This is a genomic window from Leisingera aquaemixtae, from assembly GCF_001458395.1.
GTDB classification, from domain to species: domain Bacteria; phylum Pseudomonadota; class Alphaproteobacteria; order Rhodobacterales; family Rhodobacteraceae; genus Leisingera; species Leisingera aquaemixtae.
In genome coordinates this window covers 277,163-299,331 of the sequence record NZ_CYSR01000011.1, presented here as the reverse complement: position 1 = coordinate 299,331, position 22,169 = coordinate 277,163, and the positions used below count along the sequence as shown (strand labels likewise).

Below are 22,169 nucleotides of genomic sequence, written 5' to 3'. Positions count from 1 at the left end.
CCGTCAGCCTCCGAAATGCAAAACGCAGATCAGGGTGAACAGGCGGCGGGCGGTATCCGTGTCGACCTCGGCCTTGCCCTCCAGCCGCTCCTGCAGCACCCGGCTGCCTTCGTTGTGGATGCCGCGCCGGGCCATGTCGATGGTCTCGATCTGGCTTGGCGGCATGGTCTTCACCGCGGTGAAATAGCTCTCGCAGATCTGGTAGTAGTCTTTCACCACCTGCCGGAAGGGCGACAGTGACAGGTGGAATTCCGCGGCCTTCTCACCTGCTTCGGTGTTGATGTCGAACACCAGCCGCTTGTCGCGGATTGCCAGGCCCAGATGGTACGGGCCTTCAGGCAGATCGCGGTCCTCGCGGGACGGCAGGGTAAAGCTGTTTTCTTCGATCAGGTCATAGATAGCCACCTTGCGCTCCTGCTCGATCTCAGGGGTCGGAGGCGGCAGGTTGCGGTCGTCCAGTTCGATGTGGCTGATGCGGCTCATGGGTCTTTGTCTCTATATGCGCTAAGGCGTCCGGCCATGAGTATCGCACCGGCGCGCCTTGGGCAATGCAGCAGCAGGCGTCACAGCAAGGCCGGTATGCGGCAGCGCTTGACAGACAGCGCCCGCCTGCCCAGCCTGCCCCGTGCAGGAGACAGGACCATGACAGCGCTTGAACAGTTTTCCCTCGCAGGCCAGCGCGCGCTGGTGACCGGCTCCACGGACGGCCTGGGCTTTGCCGCCGCCCGGCTGCTGGCCGAAGCCGGTGCCGAGGTCTGGGTAAACGGCCGCAGCGAGGAGCGGGCGGCAGCGGCAGCGGCCCGGATGCCCGGCACCGCCCGCCCGCTTATTCTGGATGTGGCAAATGAAGAGGCTTGCGTTGCGTCGATGGAAGACATCGCGGCGGCAGGCGGGCTCGATATCCTGGTCAATAACGTCGGCCAGCGCGACCGCCGCAGCCTGCCGGAGTTCTCCCGCGCCGACCTGCAGGCGCTGTGGGAGGTCGACCTGGTCTCGCCCTTCCGCCTGAGCCAGCTGGCAGCGGCGCAGATGGCCCCCAAGGGATATGGCCGCATCATCAACATCTCTTCGATCGCGGGCCTGATCGCGCAGGCGGGCGACGCCGCCTACACCACCGCCAAGGCCGGTATCAACGGCATGACCAGGGCGCTGGCGGCAGAGCTGGGGCCGATGGGCATCACCGTAAATGCAATCGCCCCGGGCTTTTTTAAGACCGCGCCCAATATGGCCGCGGCGGCGGACCCGGCGATTGCGGAAAAGCTCAAGGCCGCCACGTCCCTCGGCCGCTGGGGCGAGCCTGAGGAGCTGGCGCCCGCCGTTCTGTTCCTCGCCTCCCCTGCCGCGTCCTACATCACCGGACAGGTGCTGGCGGTGGATGGCGGCTATACCGCGCACTACTGAGGGCGCGCGGCTTTTCTTCTGGCTGGAAATATCCCGGGGTGAATGCGCGCCCCGCGCGCAGAGGGGCAGCGCCCCTCCGACCCCTTACCCGTTCAGCGCATCCAGACGTGCGGTGACGGACAGACCGTGCGCCTCCAGGCTTTCGCTTTGCGCCAGCACTTCGGCCGCCGGGCCAATGGCGCGCAGCGCATCCGGTGTCATCTGGCTGAGCGTCGTGCGCTTGAGGAAATCCAGCACCGACAGGCCGGAGGAGAACCGCGCCGAGCGCGCGGTCGGCAGCACGTGGTTCGGGCCGCCGACATAATCGCCGATGGCTTCGGGCGTGTACTGGCCCAGGAAGATCGCGCCCGCGTGTACCGTCTTTTCGCTGAGCGCAACCGGGTCGGCGACGCACAGCTCCAGGTGCTCCGGCGCGATGCGGTTGGACAGCGCCGCCGCCTCACCCAGATCCTGCACGGTGATCACCGCCCCGAAATCGCGCCAGGAGGCGCCGGCAATGGCGCGGCGCTCCAGCGTCTCCAGGCGTTTGTCCACCGCCTCCGCCACCGCGCGGCCAAAGCCTTCGTCGTCGGTGATCAGGATCGACTGGGCGCTTTCGTCGTGTTCGGCCTGGCTCATCAGGTCCAGCGCGATCCAGTCCGGGTTGTTGTCCTTGTCGGCGATCACCAGGATCTCCGAGGGGCCAGCAATCATGTCGATGCCGACCTTGCCGAACACCCGCCGCTTGGCCGCCGCGACAAAGGCGTTGCCGGGGCCGGTGATCTTGTCCACCGGCGCGATGGTTTCGGTGCCATAGGCCAGCGCCGCCACGGCCTGCGCACCGCCAACGCGGTAGATTTCATCGACTCCGGCAATCCGTGCCGCCAGCAGCACCAGCGGGTTGATCTGACCGTCCGGCGTTGGCACCGTGACCGCCAGCCGCTCGACACCGGCCACCTTGGCCGGGATGGCGTTCATCAGCACCGATGACGGGTAGGACGCAAGCCCGCCCGGCACGTAAAGCCCCGCAGCCGACACCGCAGACCAGCGCCAGCCCAGCGTTGCGCCGGCCTCATCCGTCCACTGCGCATCCTCCGGCATCTGGCGCGCGTGATAGGCGCGGATGCGGTCTGCCGCCAGCTCCAGTGCGGCGCGTTCTTCGGGGGAGACTTCGGCAATGGCGGCATCAACGTCCGCTTCGGTGATGCGCAGCTGCGCGGGCGCCAGGTCCAGCCGGTCGAATTTGGCCGTCAGCTCCACCAGCGCCGCATCGCCGCGGGCGCGCACGTCCGCGATGATCCCGGCCACGATGGCGTCCACATCCGGGCTGTCCTCGCGCTTGGCACCCAGCAGCGCCGTGAAGGATGCTTCGAAATCGGTGTCACGGGTGTTCAGAAACTGCGGCATCGGGATCTCCTTTGCCCTCGCATAGCTGCATGACCGGGCAGTCTCAAGATCTATGGGCTCAAGATGCATGGGCACGCGCGGCGCAAATGGACGCAATCGCGGGACGCCGCCCCCTTTTGGACCGGCGGCCAATGCCCCCGGACCGCCAGTCCGGTTGCGCTGCCTTACTGCAAAGGCCCGGGAGAGGCCGGGCTTGTTTTGCGCTGGTCAGGATTTGTGATCCGGTGCCTTCCCCGAGGGGGCGCGGTAGGGCCGGGTCACGTCGCGCAGGGAGACTTCCAGCGCCTCGACCGACAACCGGATCGCCCCGTCGCCTGCCAAGGTGAGCAGCACGTGGCCGGTGCCGTCCTCGCCGGGTTCGAAACTGACGGCAAGAAGGGACAGCACCAGATCCTTGTCCTTGCGGTCGACCCCTTGCGAGGCCACCCGCAGCACATTGTCCACCACCAGCAGCGACTGCACCCGTTCATAGGCGCGGCCGCGGCGTTCTGCAGCGTCGCGGTCCTCCCAGCGGAAACGGTTCAGAAGCAGGGCAAAGCGGCGCTGCGAGGCGCGCCAGCTCATTTCGGTTGCCGGGAAAACAGCATCCTGGATCAGTGAGGAGAGGACCTTGAGGTCCTCTTCCTCCAGGGCGCCCAAATTCAGCGGAACCTCGCGGCCGTCCTCGAAACTTGCATCCGCCATCACTGCTCCTTGATCCGTTCGATTTTGGCACCAACGCCGGACAGCTTGCGCACCACATGCTCATAGCCGCGGTCCAGGTGGTAGACACGGCTCACCTTGGTTTCGCCTTCTGCTGCCATGCCAGCCAGAATCAGCGAGACCGAAGCCCGCAGGTCGGTGGCCATAACGGGCGCGCCTTTCAGCTTCTCGACGCCGGTTACCGTGGCATGGCCGCCATGCACCTCGATCTGCGCCCCCATACGCACCAGTTCCGGGGCGTGCATAAAGCGGTTTTCAAAGATCTTCTCTTCCAGCACCGAGGTGCCTTCGGCGGTGCACATCAGCGCCATCATCTGCGCCTGCAGGTCGGTCGGGAAACCGGGGAAAGGTTCTGTCACCACGTCCACCGCCCGGACCCGGCCGTTCTTGCGGCTGACGGTCAGGCTGTTTTCGTTTTCGGTGATCTCGATGCCGGCCATCTCCAGTTTGTCGCAGAAGCTTTCCAGCAGGCTGCGGCGGCCGCCCAGCAGTTCGACCTCGCCGCCGCAAATCGCGGGGGCCAGCATATAGGTGCCAAGCTCGATCCGGTCGGTGACCACCTGGTGAGTTGCGCCATGCAGCCGGTCAACGCCCTGAATGGTGATGTCCGGGCTGCCGTCGCCCTCGATCTGTGCGCCCATTTTGCGCAGGCAGTCCGCCAGGTCGACGATCTCAGGCTCGCGTGCCGCGTTCTTGATGACTGTGGTGCCCTTGGCAAGCGTGGCCGCCATCATGATGTTTTCGGTGGCGCCGACCGAGGCAAAACTCAGCTCGACCACCGCGCCCTTGAGGCCGCCCGGCGCCTTGGCGTGCAGATAGCCGTCTTTCAGCTCGATCTCGGCGCCTAGCGCCTCAAGTCCGTGGATGTGCAGATCCATCGGCCGCGCGCCGATGGCGCAGCCGCCCGGCAGCGACACCACGGCCTGGCCCTGACGGGCCAGCATCGGGCCCAGCACCAGGTTGGAAGCCCGCATTTTCCGCACGATTTCATAGTCGGCGACATGGCTTGTCAGGTCATGGCTCGACATTGCCAGCACCTGGCCGTCCTGCAGGCTGGACACTTCGGCCCCCAGGGACTGCAGCAGCAGGGTCATCGTCTTGATGTCGCTGAGCCGCGGCGCATTGGTAAGCGTCAGCGGCTCGTCGCTGAGCAGCGTCGCCGGCATGAGGGTCAGGCAGGCATTTTTGGCGCCCGCGATCGGGATCTGCCCGTTCAGCGGGCCATTGCCCGTTACCAGAATCGAATCCATCTGCTCTTACTCTCCGCTCTTACCTGTGTCCTGGTCCTGCTTATCAGCCCGCGCCTTGGCCTGGGCCTTGCGCCGGGCCATGTTGGCCTTGAGCGCGGCCTTCAGCCGGTCTTCTCGGGAGGCCGCAGATCCGTCGTTTTTCGGTGTTTTCTTCTCTGCCATAGAACTTCTGTAACTTAGTGCGAAAAAACCGTCCAGAATGCTCTTGCACCCCCCCGCGTTTATGCCTAAAAGCCCCCTCACCGGCGCTGCTGTAGCTCAGAGGTAGAGCACTCCCTTGGTAAGGGAGAGGTCGAGAGTTCAATTCTCTCCAGCAGCACCATCTTCCAAAACATCAGTGTTTTCAAAGGCTTGAAACTGGGCCGAGTGTTTTTGATGCCGCTTTCGCATGCAAACGGCCATCGCCTGCAGGCTTGATATCCTGAAAATAAAGGAATTTCGCGCCGCGTGCGCCGTTGGCAGTCTGCCGGGCGGTTTTCAGCCGGAACCGGGCTGGCGGCGGCACAGCTGCACCCGGCCCGGCAGATTCGCAGCTGCGGGCGCAGGAAGGCGGCGGAATTCGGCTGAGCCTGAGCGAATCACCGCATCGGCGGAGTCCGCAAATAAAACTGAATCGGCCTTTTTGCGGCCCCCGCCGCGGAGAGATGCCGCAAATCAGGGGCTCCGGCACCGGAATTAACGCTGCGGAAACGAATCCCTCTGAGTGTTTCTCACATCAACCGCCACCCGGCTGGCACAGCCCGCCGCTGCACTCTGGCTGCCGGGCAGACCGAAATGCTGATGGGAGCTGCACACTGATGACCCGACTTTCCAAATTCTGGGGCAATATGCGGCTGGGCCGCAAGCTGCCGCTGTCCATCGCCGCGCCGACAATCCTGCTGACGCTCGCTTCGGGCTTTTTCTTTGCCTGGGAAGCCGGGCAAGCGCTGAAGGCCAACCGCGAAGCCGCCTTTGCAACGCTGCTGGAGGAACGCAAGGAAGCCCTGGAATCCTGGGTGGCGGACCTGCGCTCGCAGACCCGGACGCTGGTTGCCAGCAAGGCGGTGGAAACGGCGCTGCGGGATTTCTCCAACGGCTTCTACTCTCTGGGCGAGGATCCCGGAGGTTACCTGCGCGCTGCATATGCCGACAGCAACCCCAACCCCTCCGGGGAGCGTTATAAACTACTGGACGCCAAGGACAAATCGGCCTGGTCGATCCGCCACAAGATGAACCATACCGGTTTTGTCACGTTCTTGGAGGAACAGGGGTTTCTTGACGCCTATCTTTTGGATGTTCAGGGCAACATGGTCTATTCGGTTCAAAAGAATGCCGATTTTGCACTAAATTACCTGGATGGGCCCTACAAGGACAGCGGCCTGGGCCAAGCCTTCCAAACGGCGCTGGAGCTGGAACAGGGCGATGTGTTCCTGTCGGAAATGGCCGCTTATGAGGCAGGCGGCGGTGCTGCCGCCATGTTCCTGTCCTCGCCGGTCTTCAAAAAGGGCGCGATCATGGGGGCCCTGGTCCTGAGGGTGCCTGTGAACGAAATCGCGGGGATTCTGTCACATTCCGCGTTGCTGGGGGACACCGGCCAGGCCTATCTGGTGCGCGGTGATGGCGTTGCCTTGACTGCATCCAGCCGCCCGGGCGGCCACCAGATCCTGTCGCAGCTGCCTCAGCTGCAGCAGATCGGCGCCGCGATCGGCGGCCGGGAAAGCACGTTCTCCGGCACGCCGGGGCTGTCCGGCCAGCCGGTTGAGGCGATGGCCGGCCGCGTCGGCCTGGAAGACCGGACTTGGGGAATCGTGCTGGAAGTCGACAGTGCCGAGGCATTGGCTGCGCAGAAAAGCCTGGTCAATGCCGCCATGCTGCAGGCAGTTGGGGTGGCGCTGGCGGTAGCGCTGCTGTCGTGGGCGGCGGCCCGCGGCATCGCCCGCAAGGTTGCCGCCCTGTCCGGCAGCGTCGAGCATATTGCGGCCAAAGATTACGATCATCCGGTTGCGGGCAAGGGCAACGGAGACGAATTCGGCAATATCGCAGGCATTCTGGAAGGTTTGAAAACCGATCTGCAAAATGCCCAGACCGCCGAAGAGGAACGGGCAGAGCTGCAGCGCCAGCAGGGCCATGTGGTCAGCGAGTTGCGCAACGGCCTGAAAAACCTGGCAAACGGCGACTTCTCCAGCACGATTGATAAGCCCTTCCCCGAGGCCTACAAGGGCCTGCGGCTCGACTTCAACCAGACGGTCAACACGCTGAACGCGACGGTGCGCGAGGTGGTTGAGGCCACCACCAGCATCCGCAGCGGCACGCATGAGATCAGCCAGGCGTCAGACGACCTCTCGCAGCGTACCGAAAGCCAGGCTGCCACGCTTGAACAGACCGCGGCGGCACTGGATCAGATGACCGCCAGCGTCAAAGCGGCGGCCGATGGCGCCCGCGGGGTTGAAGCCGCGATGAACAGGGCCCGGGATGAGGCTGAAACCAGCGGCCAGGTGGTTCAGAATGCGGTATCCGCAATGACTGAGATTGAGCAGTCTTCAACCCACATTTCGCAGATCATCACCGTGATCGACGACATCGCTTTTCAGACCAACCTGCTGGCGCTGAACGCCGGGGTGGAGGCCGCACGGGCGGGTGAAGCCGGACGCGGGTTTGCGGTTGTCGCCTCCGAAGTGCGGGCGCTGGCGCAGCGGTCCTCGGATGCGGCGATGGAAATCAAGGCGCTGATTTCCAATTCCGGCGAACAGGTGGCCAAGGGCGTGGACCTGGTCGGCAAGGCTGGCGCGGCGCTGGACGGCATCGTCTCGCAGGTCACCCATATCTCGGGCCTGGTGTCGGGCATTGCCGAAGGCGCCGCCGAACAGTCCACCGGCATCGGCGAGATCAACACCGGCGTGATGCAGCTGGATCAGGTGACCCAGCAGAATGCCGCGATGGTGGAACAGATGACCGCGGCAGGCCAGCTGCTGAACGGCGATGCGGCCAAGCTGGCCGGGCTGGTGGCGCGGTTCGATGTCGGGCTGGCGACGGCGGCGCCAAAGCAGCCGGCCGCAGCGGAACTGCCATCGGCGCATGGCACGGGCTGGGCTGATGCGCCGGAGGGACCGGCCGCCGTCCCGGCTCCGGATGGGTCTGCCGCCCTGATGAAATGGCAGGATTTCTGACCCCGCGCCGGACTCCTTGCTGCGGGCCCGGATCCGCGCACGGGGCCGGGCCTGGGCGGCCAGGCTGCCTGCTGCCCCGTGTGACGGTCTGCCCGCCGCCGCCCGCCGGCCGACGCCGAGGCCGGCGCGGCACCGCCGCTGAAATAGCTGCGGTTGTGAAAACCTGTTTTTCAGACTTTAAGGAGATCTTGGAGCAGAACCGGACACCTGACGTGCAGAGCCCTGGCGGCTGTCAGAGGAGATTCGCGCAAATGCAAAAGGTGGCTAGATGGCCCTGAACAAGATTTCCGCAGGCTGGCTGCGCAGGCTCGGCAACCGGACCTACCTGCCCGCCCTGCTTGCCCTGGCGGTTGTTTGCGCTGCCGGGTATTACGCCGAAAGGCAAAACGACACGATCCACTACCAGTCCGAACGCGCCAGGGTTCAGCAGCAGGCAGGGCTGATGAAGTCCAGCCTAGAGGGCCAACTGAACGGCGACTATCAGCGGCTGCGCGGGCTTGCCGCCATGCTGGCCACCGAACCGGACATGCCGCAGGCGCGGTTCAGCCAGATTGCGGAACAGGTTCTGATGGGACAGACCGCGATCCGGCATATTGCCGCGGCCCCGGGGCTGGTGGTCTCGCTGATCTATCCGATCAAGGGCAACGAGCCCGCCATCGGGCTGGACTACACCAAAACAGCAGCCCAGCGGGAAGCGGCCTACCGGGTCCGCGACAGCGGTGAAATGGTGCTGGCCGGCCCGGTCAACCTGGTGCAGGGCGGCACCGGTTTCATCTACCGGCTGCCCATCTTCACCGGGCCGGAAGACAAGAAGAAATTCTGGGGCATTCTGTCGGCCGTTGTCGAGACCAAGACGCTCTATGCGGAAACCGGCGTAACAGGCGGCGCCCAGACGCTGGAAATTGCCCTGACCGGCAAGGACGGCACCGGCGCGGCCGGCCAGCAGTTTCTTGGAACCGAGGAGATCCCCGCTGGGGAACCGGTCCTGATGGACATCAATCTGCCGGTCGGGTCCTGGCAGCTGGCGGCCCGGCCCGCAGGCGGCTGGCAGGCCCAGCCGGGCAACCTGTGGCAGCTGCGGCTGGCGCTGCTGGCGGCCGGGACCCTGATTGTTTTCCCGACCTTCCTGGCCGGCAGGCTGTCGGCGGCGCGGCAAACGGTGATCGGGCAGCTGCGGCGCCGGGAGGCGGAGCTGGAAGCGGTTTCACGGCGGCTGGAGATCGCGGTCAAGACCTCCCGGGTCGGCATCTGGGAATGCGATGCCGGCAACAAGCGTGTCAGCTGGGACAGCCGGATGCATGAACTGTACGGCGTCCCCCGCGAGCAGGGGCCGCTGGCGGGCAGCGCCTGGATTGCCAGGCTGCACCCGCAGGACCGGGACCGGGTGGTCAAATCCCTGGAGGCCGCCGAGCGCGCGAAAACGAATTTTGCCTCCGAGTTCCGGATCCTGCTTGACGACGGCTCCGTCAAGCACATCCGGGCCTTGGCCAGCCCGTTCACCGACACGCAGGGGCGCAGCTGGATGATCGGCGTCAACTGGAATGTGTCGGAAGACGTCCGCCTGCGCGAGGAGCTGATCCACGCCAACCAGGCGCTGTCGGAACGCAATACCGAGCTGAAAGAAGGCAAGCGGGCGCTGGAGGAAGCCCATGCCGAGCTGCAGAAACAGCAGGCGGAATTGCACCGTCTGTCACTGGTCGCCAAACATGCCTCTGACAGCATCATCCTGACCGATGGCAGCCGCAAGATCCTCTGGGTGAACGACGCCTTTACCCGCGCCACCGGCTACGGCGCCGACGAAGCCATCGGCCGCACCCCGTCCGACCTTCTGGACGGGCCTGCCACCGACCTCAGCGTGGTGCGCGAAATGAACCGCCACAAGGAGCGCGGCATCCGCTACCACAATGAAGTGCTCAACTACACCAAGGCCGGCGAGGAGGTCTGGTTTGACACCAACATCGTACCGGTGACCGGTGCCGATGGCGAGGTCGACCTGATCATCGGTATCGAGCGCGACATCACCCGCAGCAAGCAGCGCGAGCGTGAACTGGCCGAGGCCAAGCTGGCCGCCGAACACGCCGACCGCGCCAAGTCGGAATTTCTGGCCAACATGAGCCACGAAATCCGCACCCCGATGAACGGGATCATCGGCATGGCCGATCTGCTGGCGGAGGCAGACCTGACGGCCGATGACCAGCAGAACGTCGAAACCATCCGCAGTTCGGCACAGGCGCTGCTGAAAATCATCAATGACATCCTCGACCTGTCGCGGCTGGAGGCCGGGAAATTCGCCATCAGCCGGGAGGATTTCAACCTGCGCGACTGCATCGGCGGCGCTGCCGACCTGTTCCGCCCGAAGGCGCTTGAAAAGGGCCTTTCGATGCAGGTGAGCTATGCAAACGGCCTGCCTGAATGGCTGCACGGCGACGACGGGCGGTTGCGCCAGATCCTGGTCAACCTGATCGGCAATGCGGTGAAATTCACCCCGGACGGCAAGATCGCGGTGCGGGTTTCGCACGCCGGCGCGGACCGATGCCGTCTTGTGGTCGAGGTTGAGGACAGCGGCATCGGAATTTCCGAAGCCCAGGCCAGCCACATCTTTGACCGCTTCACCCAGGCTGACGCCGCAACCACCAAGGCGTTTGGCGGCACCGGTCTGGGCCTGACGATTTCCAGCATGCTGGCCAAGCGGATGGGCGGCGGAATTTCGGTGCAGTCGCAACCCGGCAAAGGCTCTTGCTTCCGGCTGGAACTGCAGATGTCCCCCGCCAGCCAGGCGCCGGATACAGAAGCACCGGCGCTGCCGGACGCTGCGCCGCAGCTTCGCCCCTGCCGGGTTCTGCTGGCCGAGGACAATCAGACCAACCGTCTGCTGGTCCGTAAGTTCCTGCGCGGCCAGCCGGTTGATCTGCAAGAGGCCGGGAACGGCCGCGCGGCAGTGGAGATGTGCAGGGAGCTGGAGCCAGACGTCATCCTGATGGACATGTCGATGCCGGAGCTTGATGGCATTTCAGCCACGCAGGAAATCCGCAGCCTTCCCATTCGCCAGCCAGTCATCGTGGCGCTGACGGCCAATGCCTTCTCCAGCGACCGGCAGGCCTGCCTGGACGCCGGCATGGACCATTTTCTGGCGAAACCGGTGAAAAAGACGGTGCTGCTGCATACTCTTGCGGCCGTTCTGGCGGAAGCAGAAGACACGCAGCGGCGGCCCCGCGCCAGTGCCTGATGCCTCGGCCCGCCGCCCTGTCCGGCTGTGGGCCGCCAAGGGGCGCGGGCGCTAGACAGCCGTACCGATGAGCGACACGCCCGCGGCCATCAGCACCGCCGCGCCCAGGCGCCGCATCCAATAGCCCTCCTTCAGAACGGCAAACCCGATCAGCGCCGCAAAGATCACCGAAGTTTCCCGCAGCGCCGAGACCGCCCCCAGCGGGGCAAAGTTCTTCGCATAAAGCACCAGGCCGTAGGCTGTCATCGACACCAGCCCGCCTGCAATTCCCAGGACCCAGGTCCGCGGGCGCAGGGCCGCCAGTGTGCGGCGCTTGCGCAAAGCAACGAAGCCCGCAATGAAGATGTGCAGGAACGCCCCCCAGGCCCAGTAGCTGAGCGTGTTGCCCGACAGCCGCACCCCGATGCCATCGACCAGCGAATAGACCGAAATGCAAAACCCGGTGCCGGCGGCAAATCCCAGTGCTGCACGGCCAACGCCGGATCGCAGCGCTTTCCAGCTGCTAAGCTGGATGCCAAGCACAATCACCGCAATCCCGGCCCAGGCCTGCAGCGGCAGCACCTCTCCGGCAAAGATCATCGCCCAGAGGCCCACCAGTGCCGGCACGATGCCCCGCGCGATCGGGTACACAACGCTGAGGTCGCCATGCTGATAGGCGCGCCCCAGCATGTAGTAATAGCCGAAATGCACGGCAGTCGAGAGCAGGATGAAAACAAAACTCTCAGCCGACGGCAGCGGCAGCACCGCGATCATCACGGAGGCGGGGATGACATGGCCAAAGGCAACCAGCCCCAGCGTTGTGGTGCGGTCGGCAGCGGTTTTTACAATAGCGTTCCACACCGCGTGCAGCAGCGCCGCTGACAGAATGATGGCAATGATAAAGGGGGTCATAATCGTGATAGGACTTCTATTAACAGGCCGGCTCCTGCCTCAATCGGTTTCTTCCGGCCGCATCTCCTCGATCAGCCGCGTCTCCAGCAGCTGGCCGTTGCGGTAGAGCACCGGATAGGCCACCGCGGCGATGTGGCTGTTGAACTCGCGCAGGGCGCGCAGGGTCTCCAGGTGGATGTCGGAGGTGTCGAAACTCTCCCGCCCGCCGCCTTGCAGCCGCCGCAGGTGGCGCTTGCGGCTGTCGCGCTCCATCCGCTTCAGCTCGGTCTTCTCCAGGCTCAGAAGCCGCGCGCTCTCCAGGTCATCGGAGATCAGCACGTTGGAGGCCAGCTGCAGATTGGCCAGGATCGCCTCATGCATGCGGGTGATCTCCAGCCAGCCGTCGCGGGAAAACCGCAGCTCCTTCTTGCGCATCTCCCCGGCCAGCACCGTCAGGCGGCGGGCCACCACATCGCCCGCGGTCTCCAGCCGGATGGCGTATTCCATCAGGCTGCGGGCGGTCTTCAACTGCTCCTTGCTGAACGCTTCCGCCGGGATCGCCGCCACATACTGGCGGATGCCCGAGAGGCAGGCGTTGACCTCCCCGTCCATCTGCTGCACCGCGCGGATCTGCTCCTTGCTGCCGCCCTCGTACAGTTCCAGCACCGGGCGGAACATGGCGCCAACCTGGTCGGCCATCCGCAGCAGCTCGCGCGTGAGGCTGCCCACGGCCTGCGCGGGCGCGCCGTAGCTGCCCTGCTCCAGCGCGCTGACCGGCCGCCCCGGCGGCTGCGCCGGGGGCGCCGCCGGATCCGGGAACAGCCGCGCAAAGACACCGCCCAGCGGCGTGCAGAGCGGCAGCGCCAGCAGCAGCAGCGCGGCATTGAAGGCGAGATGCGCGCTGACCAGCATCTGGCCGCCCTGCGGATCGCCGAGCCAGCCCTGGCGCAGCGCCAGATTGGCGCCGAACAGGCAGATCACCGCCCAGGTGCCGCGCAGGGCGAGGTTGGCATAGGGAATGCGCCGCGCCTGCAGGTCCATGCCGCGGCTGAGCCAGACCGGAATGAAGGCGGAGCCGAAATTCGCCCCCAAGACCAGCGACAGTCCGGCGGCAAAGGGAAGGGCGCCGATCTGCACCAGCGTCACGCACATCAGGATCGCCGCAACGCTGGAATGCATCACAAAGGCCAGCGCGCCGCCGACCAGGAAGGCGGTGATATAGTCGCGCGCCAGATAGCCTGCGATGGCGGGCAGAAAGGCGCTGTCGCGGATCGGATCCATCGCCTCGCGCAGAAACCTGAGCGATATCAGGATGAAGGCCACCCCCATCAGGATCCGCCCCAGCTGGCGCGCCTTCTTGGCCTCGGTCTTGACGAACAGGTAGCCGCCCGCCGCCAAGAGCATGGGCACCAGCCAGTCGAGCTTGAACGACAGGATCTGGATGATCAGCGCCGAGCCGAGATCGCCGCCCAGCACGATCGCCAGCCCGGTGGGGAAGGCGAGATAGCCGCTGGCCGCAAACCCCGACGCAAGCAGCGCCACCGCCGCCGAGCTTTGCAGCACGATGGCGAGGGTCAGCCCCATCATGCCGGCCTGCAGATGGCTCTGCCGCCCGGTCAGCAGCCGCTGGAACGAGGCGCCATAGCTGCGCTCGATCCCGGTGCGCACCATCCGCACCGCGTAAAGCAGCAGCATCGTCGCGCCCGCGAGGCTGATCAGAAAGGTCAGGATCGCCATATCAGATTCCGGTTTCCCCTCCATGCCAGGAGGTCTCTGCCGCGAGGACTATCAAAACCGTATCAGCACAGCCCGGCCGCGGGCGCAACGGGAACGCGCAGCACGGCCCGGATTTCCAGCCGCCGGGCAAGGCCCGGGCTGATGTCAGATCCCTCAACTGTCTGCCCCGGGCGCGATATCGGTCTTTATCCCCCAGCCGGAGAGAGCTGCGGCCAGCTTCCTGCCAGGGGCCTGATCCGTGAACAAAAGATCAATCCTGCGCGGCGACGGGCCGCAATGCGGTGCGGTTTCGTCAAATTTGGGGTGCGCAATGGCGACAGCAAGCTGTTCGGAGCACTCCGCGACAACGCGCGCCAGCTGCGCCTCGGCCGCGCTGTGGTAGAGGATCCCCTGCTTGGCGGAGAATCCGTCCGCCGACAGGATCGCCAGGTCCAGCGCGAAGCGGCGCACCTGCTGTTCCGTGACAAAGCCGAAGGTTCTGCGCTCATTGCTTTGCAATTCACCGCCCAGGAAATGAACCCGGTTGCCATTGTGGTTTGCCAGTGTCTGCGCGGCCCCTACGGAATTGGTCACAACGGTCAGGCCTGACTTCTGCCGCAGCTCCTCGGCCACAAAGGCGGTGGTGGAGCCGACATCCAGAAACAGCGCCATGCCATTGCGGACATACGCCGCCGCGCGGGCTGCAATCCGCGCCTTTTCCTTCTGGTTCTCGGAAATCCGCCGGGCAAAGCTGGTCGCGCTTTGCGGCCCGGCCAGGAAGGCGCCGCCATGCACCCGCTGCACCGCGCCCGCTTTGTCCAACGCCTTGATGGTGCGGCGCACGGTCTCCTCTGAGACGTCGAGCATCCTGGCAAGCTCCGCACTGCGGGCCGAGCCGCCAAGGCGCCGCAAGGCGTCCACAAGCTCCATTTCACGGTGGGAGAGGGCAAGAGAGTCCGGCAAGAGGCACCCCATTGGCAACTGAAGTCTTCACTTGTTTAGGCATGGCCCGCCGCCGCATTACAACACCGCCCCACAATTTCCCACAATTTTTTGGGATTTCCGGCAGATGGGCCATAAACGCCTCGCAAACGCGCGCACTGCCCGTCCAGCTGCGGAGGCGCTCCCGCCCCTTATCCGGCCTGCCTGCGGCCGTCCCGAAAGCGTTGGGCAGGGCGCCGTGCGGGCCGCACGGCGCGGGCAGCGCCCCTCTTAGGGGCGCTGCCGGGCCCAAGGCCCGTGCCGGGGCATCAGCGATGCACCGGCGGGGCGCGGGAGGGCTGCCTTTGCGGCAAGGAAAAACCGCCGCGGCTGAGGGGCCGCGGCGGTTCGTTTCTGTCAGTCCCGAAAGGGCTTACAGGTTCGGGTAGAGCGGGAAGCGGGCGCAGAGGTCCGCGACCTTGGCGCGCACCGACGCTTCCACATCCGCGTTGCCCTCTTCACCGCTGGCCGCCAGCCCGTCGATCACCTCGATGATCAGGTCGGCGATCTGGCGGAACTCCGCTTCGCCGAAGCCGCGGGTGGTGCCGGCAGGCGTGCCCAGGCGCAGGCCCGAGGTCACGGTGGGCTTTTCCGGGTCGAACGGGATGCCGTTCTTGTTGGTGGTGATATGGGCGCGCCCCAGTGCCTTGTCGGCGATGTTGCCGGTCACGCCCTTGGGCCGCAGGTCGACCAGCATCACATGGGTGTCGGTGCCGCCGGTCACGATGTCCAGGCCGCCCTTGATCAGCTGGTCCGCCAGCGCCGCCGCGTTGGCGCGCACCTGCTTCTGGTAGGCCTTGAACTCCGGCTTCAGCGCCTCGCCGAAGGCCGCCGCCTTGCCTGCGATCACATGCATCAGCGGGCCGCCCTGGATGCCCGGGAAGATCGCCGAGTTCACCTTCTTGGCGATCGCCTCGTCATTGGTCACGATCATGCCGCCGCGGGGGCCGCGCAGGGTTTTGTGGGTGGTGGTGGTGGCGACATGCGCGTGCGGGAACGGTGAGGGGTGCTCACCGGCGGCGATCAGGCCCGCGATATGGGCCATGTCGACCATGAAATAGGCGCCGACGCTGTCCGCGATTTCACGGAATTTGGCAAAGTCGATCTGGCGCGGGATGGCGGAGCCGCCGGCGATGATCAGCTTGGGGCTATGCTCGGTGGCCAGGGCCTGGATCTGGTCGTAGTCGATCCGGTTGTCATCGCGGCGCACGCCGTAATGCACGGCGTTGAACCACTTGCCCGACTGGTTCGGCGCAGCACCATGGGTCAGGTGGCCGCCGGAGGCCAGATCCATGCCCAGGATGGTGTCGCCGGGCTGCAGCAGCGCCTGAAACACGCCCTGGTTGGCCTGGCTGCCGGAGTTCGGCTGCACGTTGGCATATTCGCAGCCGAACAGCTGCTTGGCGCGGTCGATCGCCAGGTTCTCGGCGACGTCGACATACTGGCAGCCGCCGTAGTAGCGGCGCCCCGGGTAGCCTTCGGCGTATTTGTTGGTGAGCACGGAGCCTTGCGCTTCCATCACCGCGGCGGAGACGATGTTCTCGGAGGCAATCAGCTCGATCTCGTCGCGCTGGCGGCCCAGCTCGGCCGTGATCGCGCCAAAAAGCTCAGGATCGCGCTCGGCGAGGGGCTGGGTGAAAAAGAGGTTTTTGGACATTCGGGGCTCCTGTCTATCCAGTCCAGCCAAGGCCCGCGGCGACGCAGTTCATCGACTGCATCAGCGGGACAGGCACTGTTGAAGGCTTTTCGGCGCGGTTCTCTTGCAGGAGCCGCACTTGGGTCTTGTGGATTTCGCGCAGCATGTTTTCGACGCGGCCAAAGCGGGCGCGCAGCCGCGGGAAGCGCAGTGCCAGGCGGCTGTCACCGGTCAGGAACAGGATCGCGTCGCAGGCCAGCTGATACTCCTTGCGGATGGACCCGAAGATGCGATCCCGGATTTCAGCGTCCTGCACCAGCGTGGCGTAACCGGCGGCAATGTCCATGTCGCTTTGCAGCAGGGTCTTTTCGACCTCATCCACCACCAGGCGGAACAGCGGAGAATTCGCGAACATCTCCTGCAGCACCGCATCGCCGCGCGCCCCGCGGAATTTGCGGAAACTGGCAACCGCCGAGCCGAAACCGTACCAGCCGGTGATCATGTGGCGGTTCTGCGACCAGGCAAAGACCCAGGGGATCGCGCGCAGGTCCTCCAGCGAGCCGGCCCCGAAACGGCGGGCAGGGCGCGAGCCGATCTTCAGCATCGCCAGCTCCTCCACCGGGCTGGCCTGTTGAAAATAGTCCAGGAAACCGGGCGCGTTCAGCAGGTTGGAATAGGCCGCCTGGGACATGCCCGCGAGTGCCTCGAAGGCGTCATCGAAGTCAGGATTGACCGGCGGGGTGCCGTCCTGCAGCGAATGGCGCAGCACCGAAGAGGCCATCAGCTCCAGCTGGTGCAGGGCGGTGCCGCGGTTGGCGTATTTGGAGCTGACCACCTCGCCCTGTTCGGTAATCCGCATCCGGCCCGCGATAGTGCCCGCAGGCTGGGCGGCAATGGCGCGTTCGGCAGGTGCGCCGCCGCGGGAGACCGAGCCGCCGCGGCCGTGGAAGAACACCGGTTTCATCCGGTGCGCCGCCAGGGTGCGCGTGATCAAGCGTTGCGCCTTCTCCAGCTCCCAGGTGGAGCAGAGAAAACCGCCGTCCTTGTTGCTGTCGGAATAGCCCAGCATCACCTCGATCCGGCTGTCGCTGGATTTCAGAGAGCGGCGCGCGAAGGGCACGTCCAGCAGGCCGTTCAGGATACCGGGCGCGGCGCGCAGGTCGCCAATGGTTTCAAACAGCGGCACCACCTTGAGCGCGGCCTTCTCGGCGCCGAACCCGGCATAGCGCGCCAGCAGGTAAACCCCCAGCAAGTCATCGGTGGAGCGGGTCATCGACAGGATGAACGGCCCCATCGCCTGCGGATCCTCCCCTGCCCCTGCATCGCGCATCAGCCGCAGCAGTTTCAGCAATTCGCCGCTTTGCGAGCTCAGCTCATCCGGTGTCATATAGGGGAGCGAGGCACTGCCCAGTTCCTTGCGCAACCGTGCCGACCAATCCGGGCTGCCGAACTCCGGCACTTCGCCCGAGCGCGCCCATATCTCCGTCAGTGTTTCCGTGGTCACGGTTGAGTTTTGGCGCACGTCCAGCGTCACCGTCCGGAAGCCGAAGACATCGGCCTGCCAGCGGATCGGGCGGACATAGCGGGCCGCCAGGCGGTTGGCGCCGATTTCCTCAAGTGCCGCTTCCACTTCTGTCAGGCCGGTAACGAAATCGCCAAGGTGCTTATAGGCGCCAGTGCCCTCGGCAGCAGTGGCCCTGATCCGCGCCAGGATCGCGGTCAGCGCCTGGCGGAAGACTTCGCCGGGATTGCGGGCGGACAGTGCTGCGGCGCCGGGTGCTGCGGCAATGACCTTCGCCAGCCGGGCAGAGGTGGTTTCCGGCAAGGCAAACACCGCCGCCGAAATGGAAATCCGCTCCGCCGCGGTGGTCAGCGCCTTCTGATAGCGTTCCAGGATCGCTGCGCGGTTCGCGGTCAGGGCTGCTGCCGTGGCCTCCACCGTCACATTCGGATTGCCGTCGCGATCGCCGCCGATCCAGGAATGGAATTTGAGGCAAGGCGCATCGGCGCTCTCGCCCAGCCGCGGTTCGGCCGCTGCGATGTAGCGCTCAAACAGCTGCGGTACCGCCTCAAACAGGCTGTCCCGGAAGAACTGCAGCCCCCATTGGATTTCATCCTGCAGGCTGGGCCGGTCGCGGCGCAGCTCGCCCGTCATCCACAACAGGTCGATTTCCGAGCGCAGATCCGCCAGCAGGCCCGCCCGCTCGCGCGGGGTCCAGCGCTTGGCCTCCAGCGACACCAGCCCGCGGTATATGCGGCGGTGGATTTCCAGGATGGTGACGCGCTTGGCCTCGGTCGGATGCGCGGTCAGGGTCGGGCCGATGGAAAACTGGCTGGCGACCTCCTGCAGCCGTTCGGGCGTTGCCTGCTCCCCGGCCAGATCCAGCGCGCGGGCAAAGCTGCCCTCGACCACTTCGGGCCCGTCCTGGGTTTCGGCCATGCGGCGGTCGCGCATGGCGGCGTTTTCCTCGACGATCTTCAGCAGCTGGAACCAGATATTGAACGCCTGCATATAGGCGGTCGCGGGCTGCCCGCCGGACAAATCCCAAGCGGTTTCGGAGACCGCCTTCGCAGCAACCTCCGGCGCGCGCTGGCGCAAAACATCCAGCCACAAGGCGTGGAGCTCATTGCGAAGCCCGGCGGCGTAGCCAGTGTCTTCGACACCCTCATGGGTGGTTTCAGCAGGATCTCCCATCACATCACCCGGTCGCGCGGTTCGCGCCCAGCAAAGAAATCGGTCAGGTTATCCAGGACGCGAAAGCCCATCGCCTCGCGCGCTTCGCGGGTGGCGCTGCCCAGGTGCGGCAGCATCACAAGGTTGTCGCAATCCATCAGGTCCGGGTTGATGCGCGGCTCGCCGTCGAACACATCCAATGCGGCGCCGCCGATGGTTTCGAACCACAGGGCGCGGGACAGGGCCAGCTCGTCGATTACCTCGCCGCGGGCCGTATTAATAAGGAAGGCGTCCGGCTTCATCAGGTTCAGCATCCGGGTATTGATCAGATGCCGGTTCGCAGCGCCGCCCGGGCAGTGCAGAGAAACAAAATCGCACTGCGGCATCAGGTCTTCCAGGCTGTCGACCTGGGTGGCGTTGTAGCGGGCGAGGGTATCGGGGGACACGCGGGAGCGGTTCTGCACCACGATCTTCATGCCAAAGCCGTGGTGGGCGCGCCGGGCCATCTCCTGGCCAATGCGGCCAAAGCCGACGATACCCAGCGTCTTGCCGGAAACCTTGGTGCCGACCAGATGGGTCGGGCGCCAGCCGGTCCATGCGCCGGCGCGCAGCTCGCGCTCGCCTTCGCCCGCACGGCGGGCCACCATCAGCAAAAGCGTCATGGCGATATCAGCGGTGCATTCGCTGAGGACATCCGGGGTGTTGGTCACGGTCATGCCGTGGCCGGCCGCACCGTGCATATCAATATGAGAGTAGCCGACACCGTAGTTGGCGAGGATCCGGGCCTGGGGCTTGGCGATCTCGAACGCCTTGGCTGAGATCTTGTCGGTCACGGTCGGCAGCACTGCGTCATAAGATGTCATCGCATCGCGCAGCTCGTCCTCAGTCAGGGGCTTATCGCCCGTGTTCAGCACAGCATCAAACGCCTCGGAAAGCTGCGCCTCAACTGCGGCGGGCCAGCGGCGGGTCACCAGAACCTTGGGCTTTGCCATGATATTAACTCCCTGACGTGCTTGTGCTTTGTAAATGCGCTCCACCCCCGCCATTGCCCCAGGTCGGGGGTGGAGCGTTGCGCCTGTCCCGTTGCCGGATCAGGCGGCGTTCTTTTTCATCACGCTTGCGATGGTTTCGCCGATCACGGCGGGGTTTTCGGCAACGGTCACACCGGCCGCCGACAGAATCTCCACCTTCTCGGAAGCGCTCTCACCAAAGGCCGAGATGATCGCGCCGGCGTGGCCCATGGTGCGGCCCTTGGGTGCGGTCAGACCCGCGACATAGGCCACTACCGGCTTGGTCACGTGATCGCGGATGTACTCCGCCGCTTCCGCTTCCTGCGGGCCGCCGATTTCACCGATCATTGCAATGACCTCAGTTTCCGGATCCTTCTCGAACCACTCAAGAATGTCCTTGAAGGAGGAGCCGTTGATCGGGTCGCCGCCAATGCCGACGGAGGTGGAAACCCCCAGCCCCAGCTCTTTCAGCTGCGCCGCGGCCTCATAGCCCAGAGTGCCGGAGCGGCCGATGATGCCCACGGTGCCCGGCAGGTAGATGTGGCCCGGCATAATACCCAGCAGCGCCTTGCCCGGCGAGATGGTGCCCGCGCAGTTTGGCCCGGTCAGGATCATCCGCTTGTCCTTGGGATAGCGGTACATGTAGCGCTTCACACGGATCATGTCCTGGGCCGGGATGCCGTCAGTGATGCAGACGCAGTATTTGATGCCTGCATCCGCCGCTTCCATGATGGAGTCGGCTGCAAACGGCGGCGGCACGAACACCAAGGAGGCATTGGCGCCGGTGGCCTCAACCGCTTCTTTCACGGTGTTGAAGACCGGCACGCCCTCGACGGTCTCGCCGCCCTTGCCCGGCACCACGCCGCCCACGACGTTGGTTCCGTATTCGATCATGTCCTTGGTGTGGAAGCGGGCGATCTTGCCGGTGATGCCCTGGACGATGACACGGCTTTCGCGATCAAGAAGGATGCTCATTTGACGGCCCTCACACGGGTGTTTTGATCAAGGTCGTTTTTCCACGCGCCGACGGCCCGCTCAGCGGCTTCCATCAGCGAGGATGCGCGGATCAGCGGCAGGCCGGACTGGGCCAGGATCTTCTGGCCTTCCTCCACGTTGGTGCCGGCAAGGCGGACCACCACGGGCACGTCGACCTGAACCTCCTTCAGCGCCTGAACGACACCTTCGGCCACCCAGTCGCAACGGTTGATGCCGGCAAAGATATTGACCAGAACCGCCTGAACATTGCTGTCGGACATCACCAGGCGGAACGCCTTGGCGACCCGTTCGGGCGTGGCCCCGCCGCCGATGTCCAGGAAGTTGGCAGGCTCGCCGCCGGCCAGTTTGATGGTGTCCATGGTCGCCATCGCCAGGCCCGCACCGTTCACGATGCAGCCGATGTTGCCCTCAAGCCCGACATAAGACAGGCCGCGGTCCGCCGCGCGGGCTTCGCGCGGGTCTTCCTGGCTTTTGTCGCGCAGCTCGGCAATCTGCGGGTGGCGGAACAGGGCGTTGTCGTCAAAGGTCATCTTGGCGTCCAGCGCGATGACCCGGTTGTCCGAAGTGACCACCAGCGGGTTGATCTCAACCATGGTGGCGTCCAGTTCGGAAAACGCCTGGTAGCAGCCCTTCAGCGTGCGCACCATCTGCTGCGTCAGGGCCGGTTCGATGCCCAGGGCAAACGCGATCTCGCGCGCCTGGAAATCTTGCAGGCCGACGGCCGGCTCAACGGTCGAGCGCACGATGGACTCGGGCCGCTCGGCAGAGATCTCCTCAATCTCCATGCCGCCTTCGGAGGAGGCAACGATCATCACCCGCTGGCTGGAGCGGTCCAGCACGAAGCCGAGATAGATCTCCCGGGCAATCGGCACCGCACCCTCGACATAGACACGGTAGATGCCTTTGCCCTCGGGGCCGGTCTGGTGCGTCACCAGCTTCTTGCCGAACAGGTTCTCGGTCGCCTCATAGATCTCGGCTTCGGAATTGCACAGCTTGACGCCGCCCGCCTTGCCGCGGCCGCCGGCGTGGACCTGGGCCTTGACGATCCATTTGTCGCCGCCCAGCTCCCGCGCGCGATAGGCCGCCTGCTCGGGGCTGTAGGCCAGCGCGCCCGGCGGAACCGTCACGCCGAAGTTGCTCAGAACTTCCTTGGCCTGGTATTCGTGGATATCCAT

At 65.3% G+C, this 22,169-nt stretch carries 16 protein-coding genes and 1 tRNA gene; 4 read left to right on the top strand and 13 right to left on the bottom strand.

What is annotated here, in order from left to right; genetic code table 11:
• Positions 1–3: 3 nt before the first annotated feature.
• Positions 4–483 carry a UPF0262 family protein gene (locus PHA8399_RS07160; RefSeq protein WP_008555698.1) on the bottom strand — a complete coding sequence of 160 codons (480 nt, stop codon included), beginning with the start codon at positions 481–483 and terminating at the stop codon, positions 4–6.
• A 159-nt stretch (positions 484–642) separates the two neighbouring features.
• Here PHA8399_RS07160 and PHA8399_RS07155 point away from each other — a divergent pair, with 159 nt between their 5' ends.
• A complete protein-coding gene (locus PHA8399_RS07155; RefSeq protein WP_058285478.1) occupies positions 643–1,401 on the top strand; it encodes an SDR family oxidoreductase in 759 nt (252 codons plus the stop codon).
• An 84-nt stretch (positions 1,402–1,485) separates the two neighbouring features.
• Here PHA8399_RS07155 and hisD read toward each other — a convergent pair whose 3' ends face one another.
• The 4 genes from hisD to PHA8399_RS22635 form a co-directional block, all read right to left on the bottom strand.
• Complete coding sequence (gene hisD / locus PHA8399_RS07150; protein ID WP_058285477.1) at positions 1,486–2,787, bottom strand: histidinol dehydrogenase; 1,302 nt, start codon at positions 2,785–2,787, stop codon at positions 1,486–1,488.
• Positions 2,788–2,994: 207 nt separating this feature from the next.
• The gene (locus PHA8399_RS07145; protein ID WP_058285476.1) at positions 2,995–3,471 is read right to left on the bottom strand and encodes a DUF2948 family protein; all 477 of its coding nucleotides are present in this window, start codon (positions 3,469–3,471) and stop codon (positions 2,995–2,997) included.
• Positions 3,471–4,739: a UDP-N-acetylglucosamine 1-carboxyvinyltransferase gene (gene murA / locus PHA8399_RS07140; RefSeq protein WP_058285475.1), complete on the bottom strand. Its 1,269-nt coding sequence runs from the start codon at positions 4,737–4,739 to the stop codon at positions 3,471–3,473. The genes PHA8399_RS07145 and murA overlap by 1 nt, the downstream gene beginning before the upstream one ends.
• Before the next feature lie 6 nt (positions 4,740–4,745).
• Positions 4,746–4,901, bottom strand: coding sequence for a hypothetical protein (locus PHA8399_RS22635; protein ID WP_008556790.1), 156 nt, complete (start codon positions 4,899–4,901; stop codon positions 4,746–4,748).
• A gap of 85 nt (positions 4,902–4,986) precedes the next feature.
• Here PHA8399_RS22635 and PHA8399_RS07135 point away from each other — a divergent pair.
• From PHA8399_RS07135 to PHA8399_RS07125, 3 genes are all read left to right on the top strand, one after another.
• Positions 4,987–5,061 (top strand) — tRNA-Thr (locus tag PHA8399_RS07135).
• Positions 5,062–5,536: 475 nt separating this feature from the next.
• Positions 5,537–7,885: a methyl-accepting chemotaxis protein gene (locus PHA8399_RS07130; protein WP_058285474.1), complete on the top strand. Its 2,349-nt coding sequence runs from the start codon at positions 5,537–5,539 to the stop codon at positions 7,883–7,885.
• A gap of 268 nt (positions 7,886–8,153) precedes the next feature.
• Positions 8,154–11,111 (top strand): ATP-binding protein, encoded by a 2,958-nt coding sequence (locus PHA8399_RS07125; protein WP_058285473.1) that lies wholly within the window; start codon positions 8,154–8,156, stop codon positions 11,109–11,111.
• A gap of 51 nt (positions 11,112–11,162) precedes the next feature.
• On the opposite strand, the gene PHA8399_RS07120 is transcribed toward PHA8399_RS07125, so the two are convergent.
• The 8 genes from PHA8399_RS07120 to PHA8399_RS07085 form a co-directional block, all read right to left on the bottom strand.
• On the bottom strand, positions 11,163–12,002 hold the full coding sequence (locus PHA8399_RS07120) for an EamA family transporter (protein ID WP_058285472.1): 840 nt from the start codon (positions 12,000–12,002) through the stop codon (positions 11,163–11,165).
• A 39-nt stretch (positions 12,003–12,041) separates the two neighbouring features.
• The gene (locus PHA8399_RS07115) at positions 12,042–13,718 is read right to left on the bottom strand and encodes a Na/Pi cotransporter family protein (RefSeq protein WP_058285512.1); all 1,677 of its coding nucleotides are present in this window, start codon (positions 13,716–13,718) and stop codon (positions 12,042–12,044) included.
• Positions 13,719–13,871: 153 nt separating this feature from the next.
• Complete coding sequence (locus PHA8399_RS07110; protein WP_439330519.1) at positions 13,872–14,660, bottom strand: DeoR/GlpR family DNA-binding transcription regulator; 789 nt, start codon at positions 14,658–14,660, stop codon at positions 13,872–13,874.
• Between the two features lie 391 nt (positions 14,661–15,051).
• Positions 15,052–16,335, bottom strand: coding sequence for a serine hydroxymethyltransferase (glyA, locus tag PHA8399_RS07105; RefSeq protein ID WP_058285470.1), 1,284 nt, complete (start codon positions 16,333–16,335; stop codon positions 15,052–15,054).
• 13 nt (positions 16,336–16,348) lie between these two features.
• On the bottom strand, positions 16,349–19,009 hold the full coding sequence (locus PHA8399_RS07100) for a phosphoenolpyruvate carboxylase (protein ID WP_058285469.1): 2,661 nt from the start codon (positions 19,007–19,009) through the stop codon (positions 16,349–16,351).
• Positions 19,009–19,980, bottom strand: coding sequence for a 2-hydroxyacid dehydrogenase (locus PHA8399_RS07095; protein WP_058285468.1), 972 nt, complete (start codon positions 19,978–19,980; stop codon positions 19,009–19,011). The genes PHA8399_RS07100 and PHA8399_RS07095 overlap by 1 nt, the downstream gene beginning before the upstream one ends.
• A 99-nt stretch (positions 19,981–20,079) precedes the next feature.
• Positions 20,080–20,973 carry a succinate--CoA ligase subunit alpha gene (gene sucD, locus PHA8399_RS07090; protein ID WP_058285467.1) on the bottom strand — a complete coding sequence of 298 codons (894 nt, stop codon included), beginning with the start codon at positions 20,971–20,973 and terminating at the stop codon, positions 20,080–20,082.
• Complete coding sequence (locus PHA8399_RS07085; RefSeq protein WP_058285466.1) at positions 20,970–22,169, bottom strand: malate--CoA ligase subunit beta; 1,200 nt, start codon at positions 22,167–22,169, stop codon at positions 20,970–20,972. The genes sucD and PHA8399_RS07085 overlap by 4 nt, the downstream gene beginning before the upstream one ends.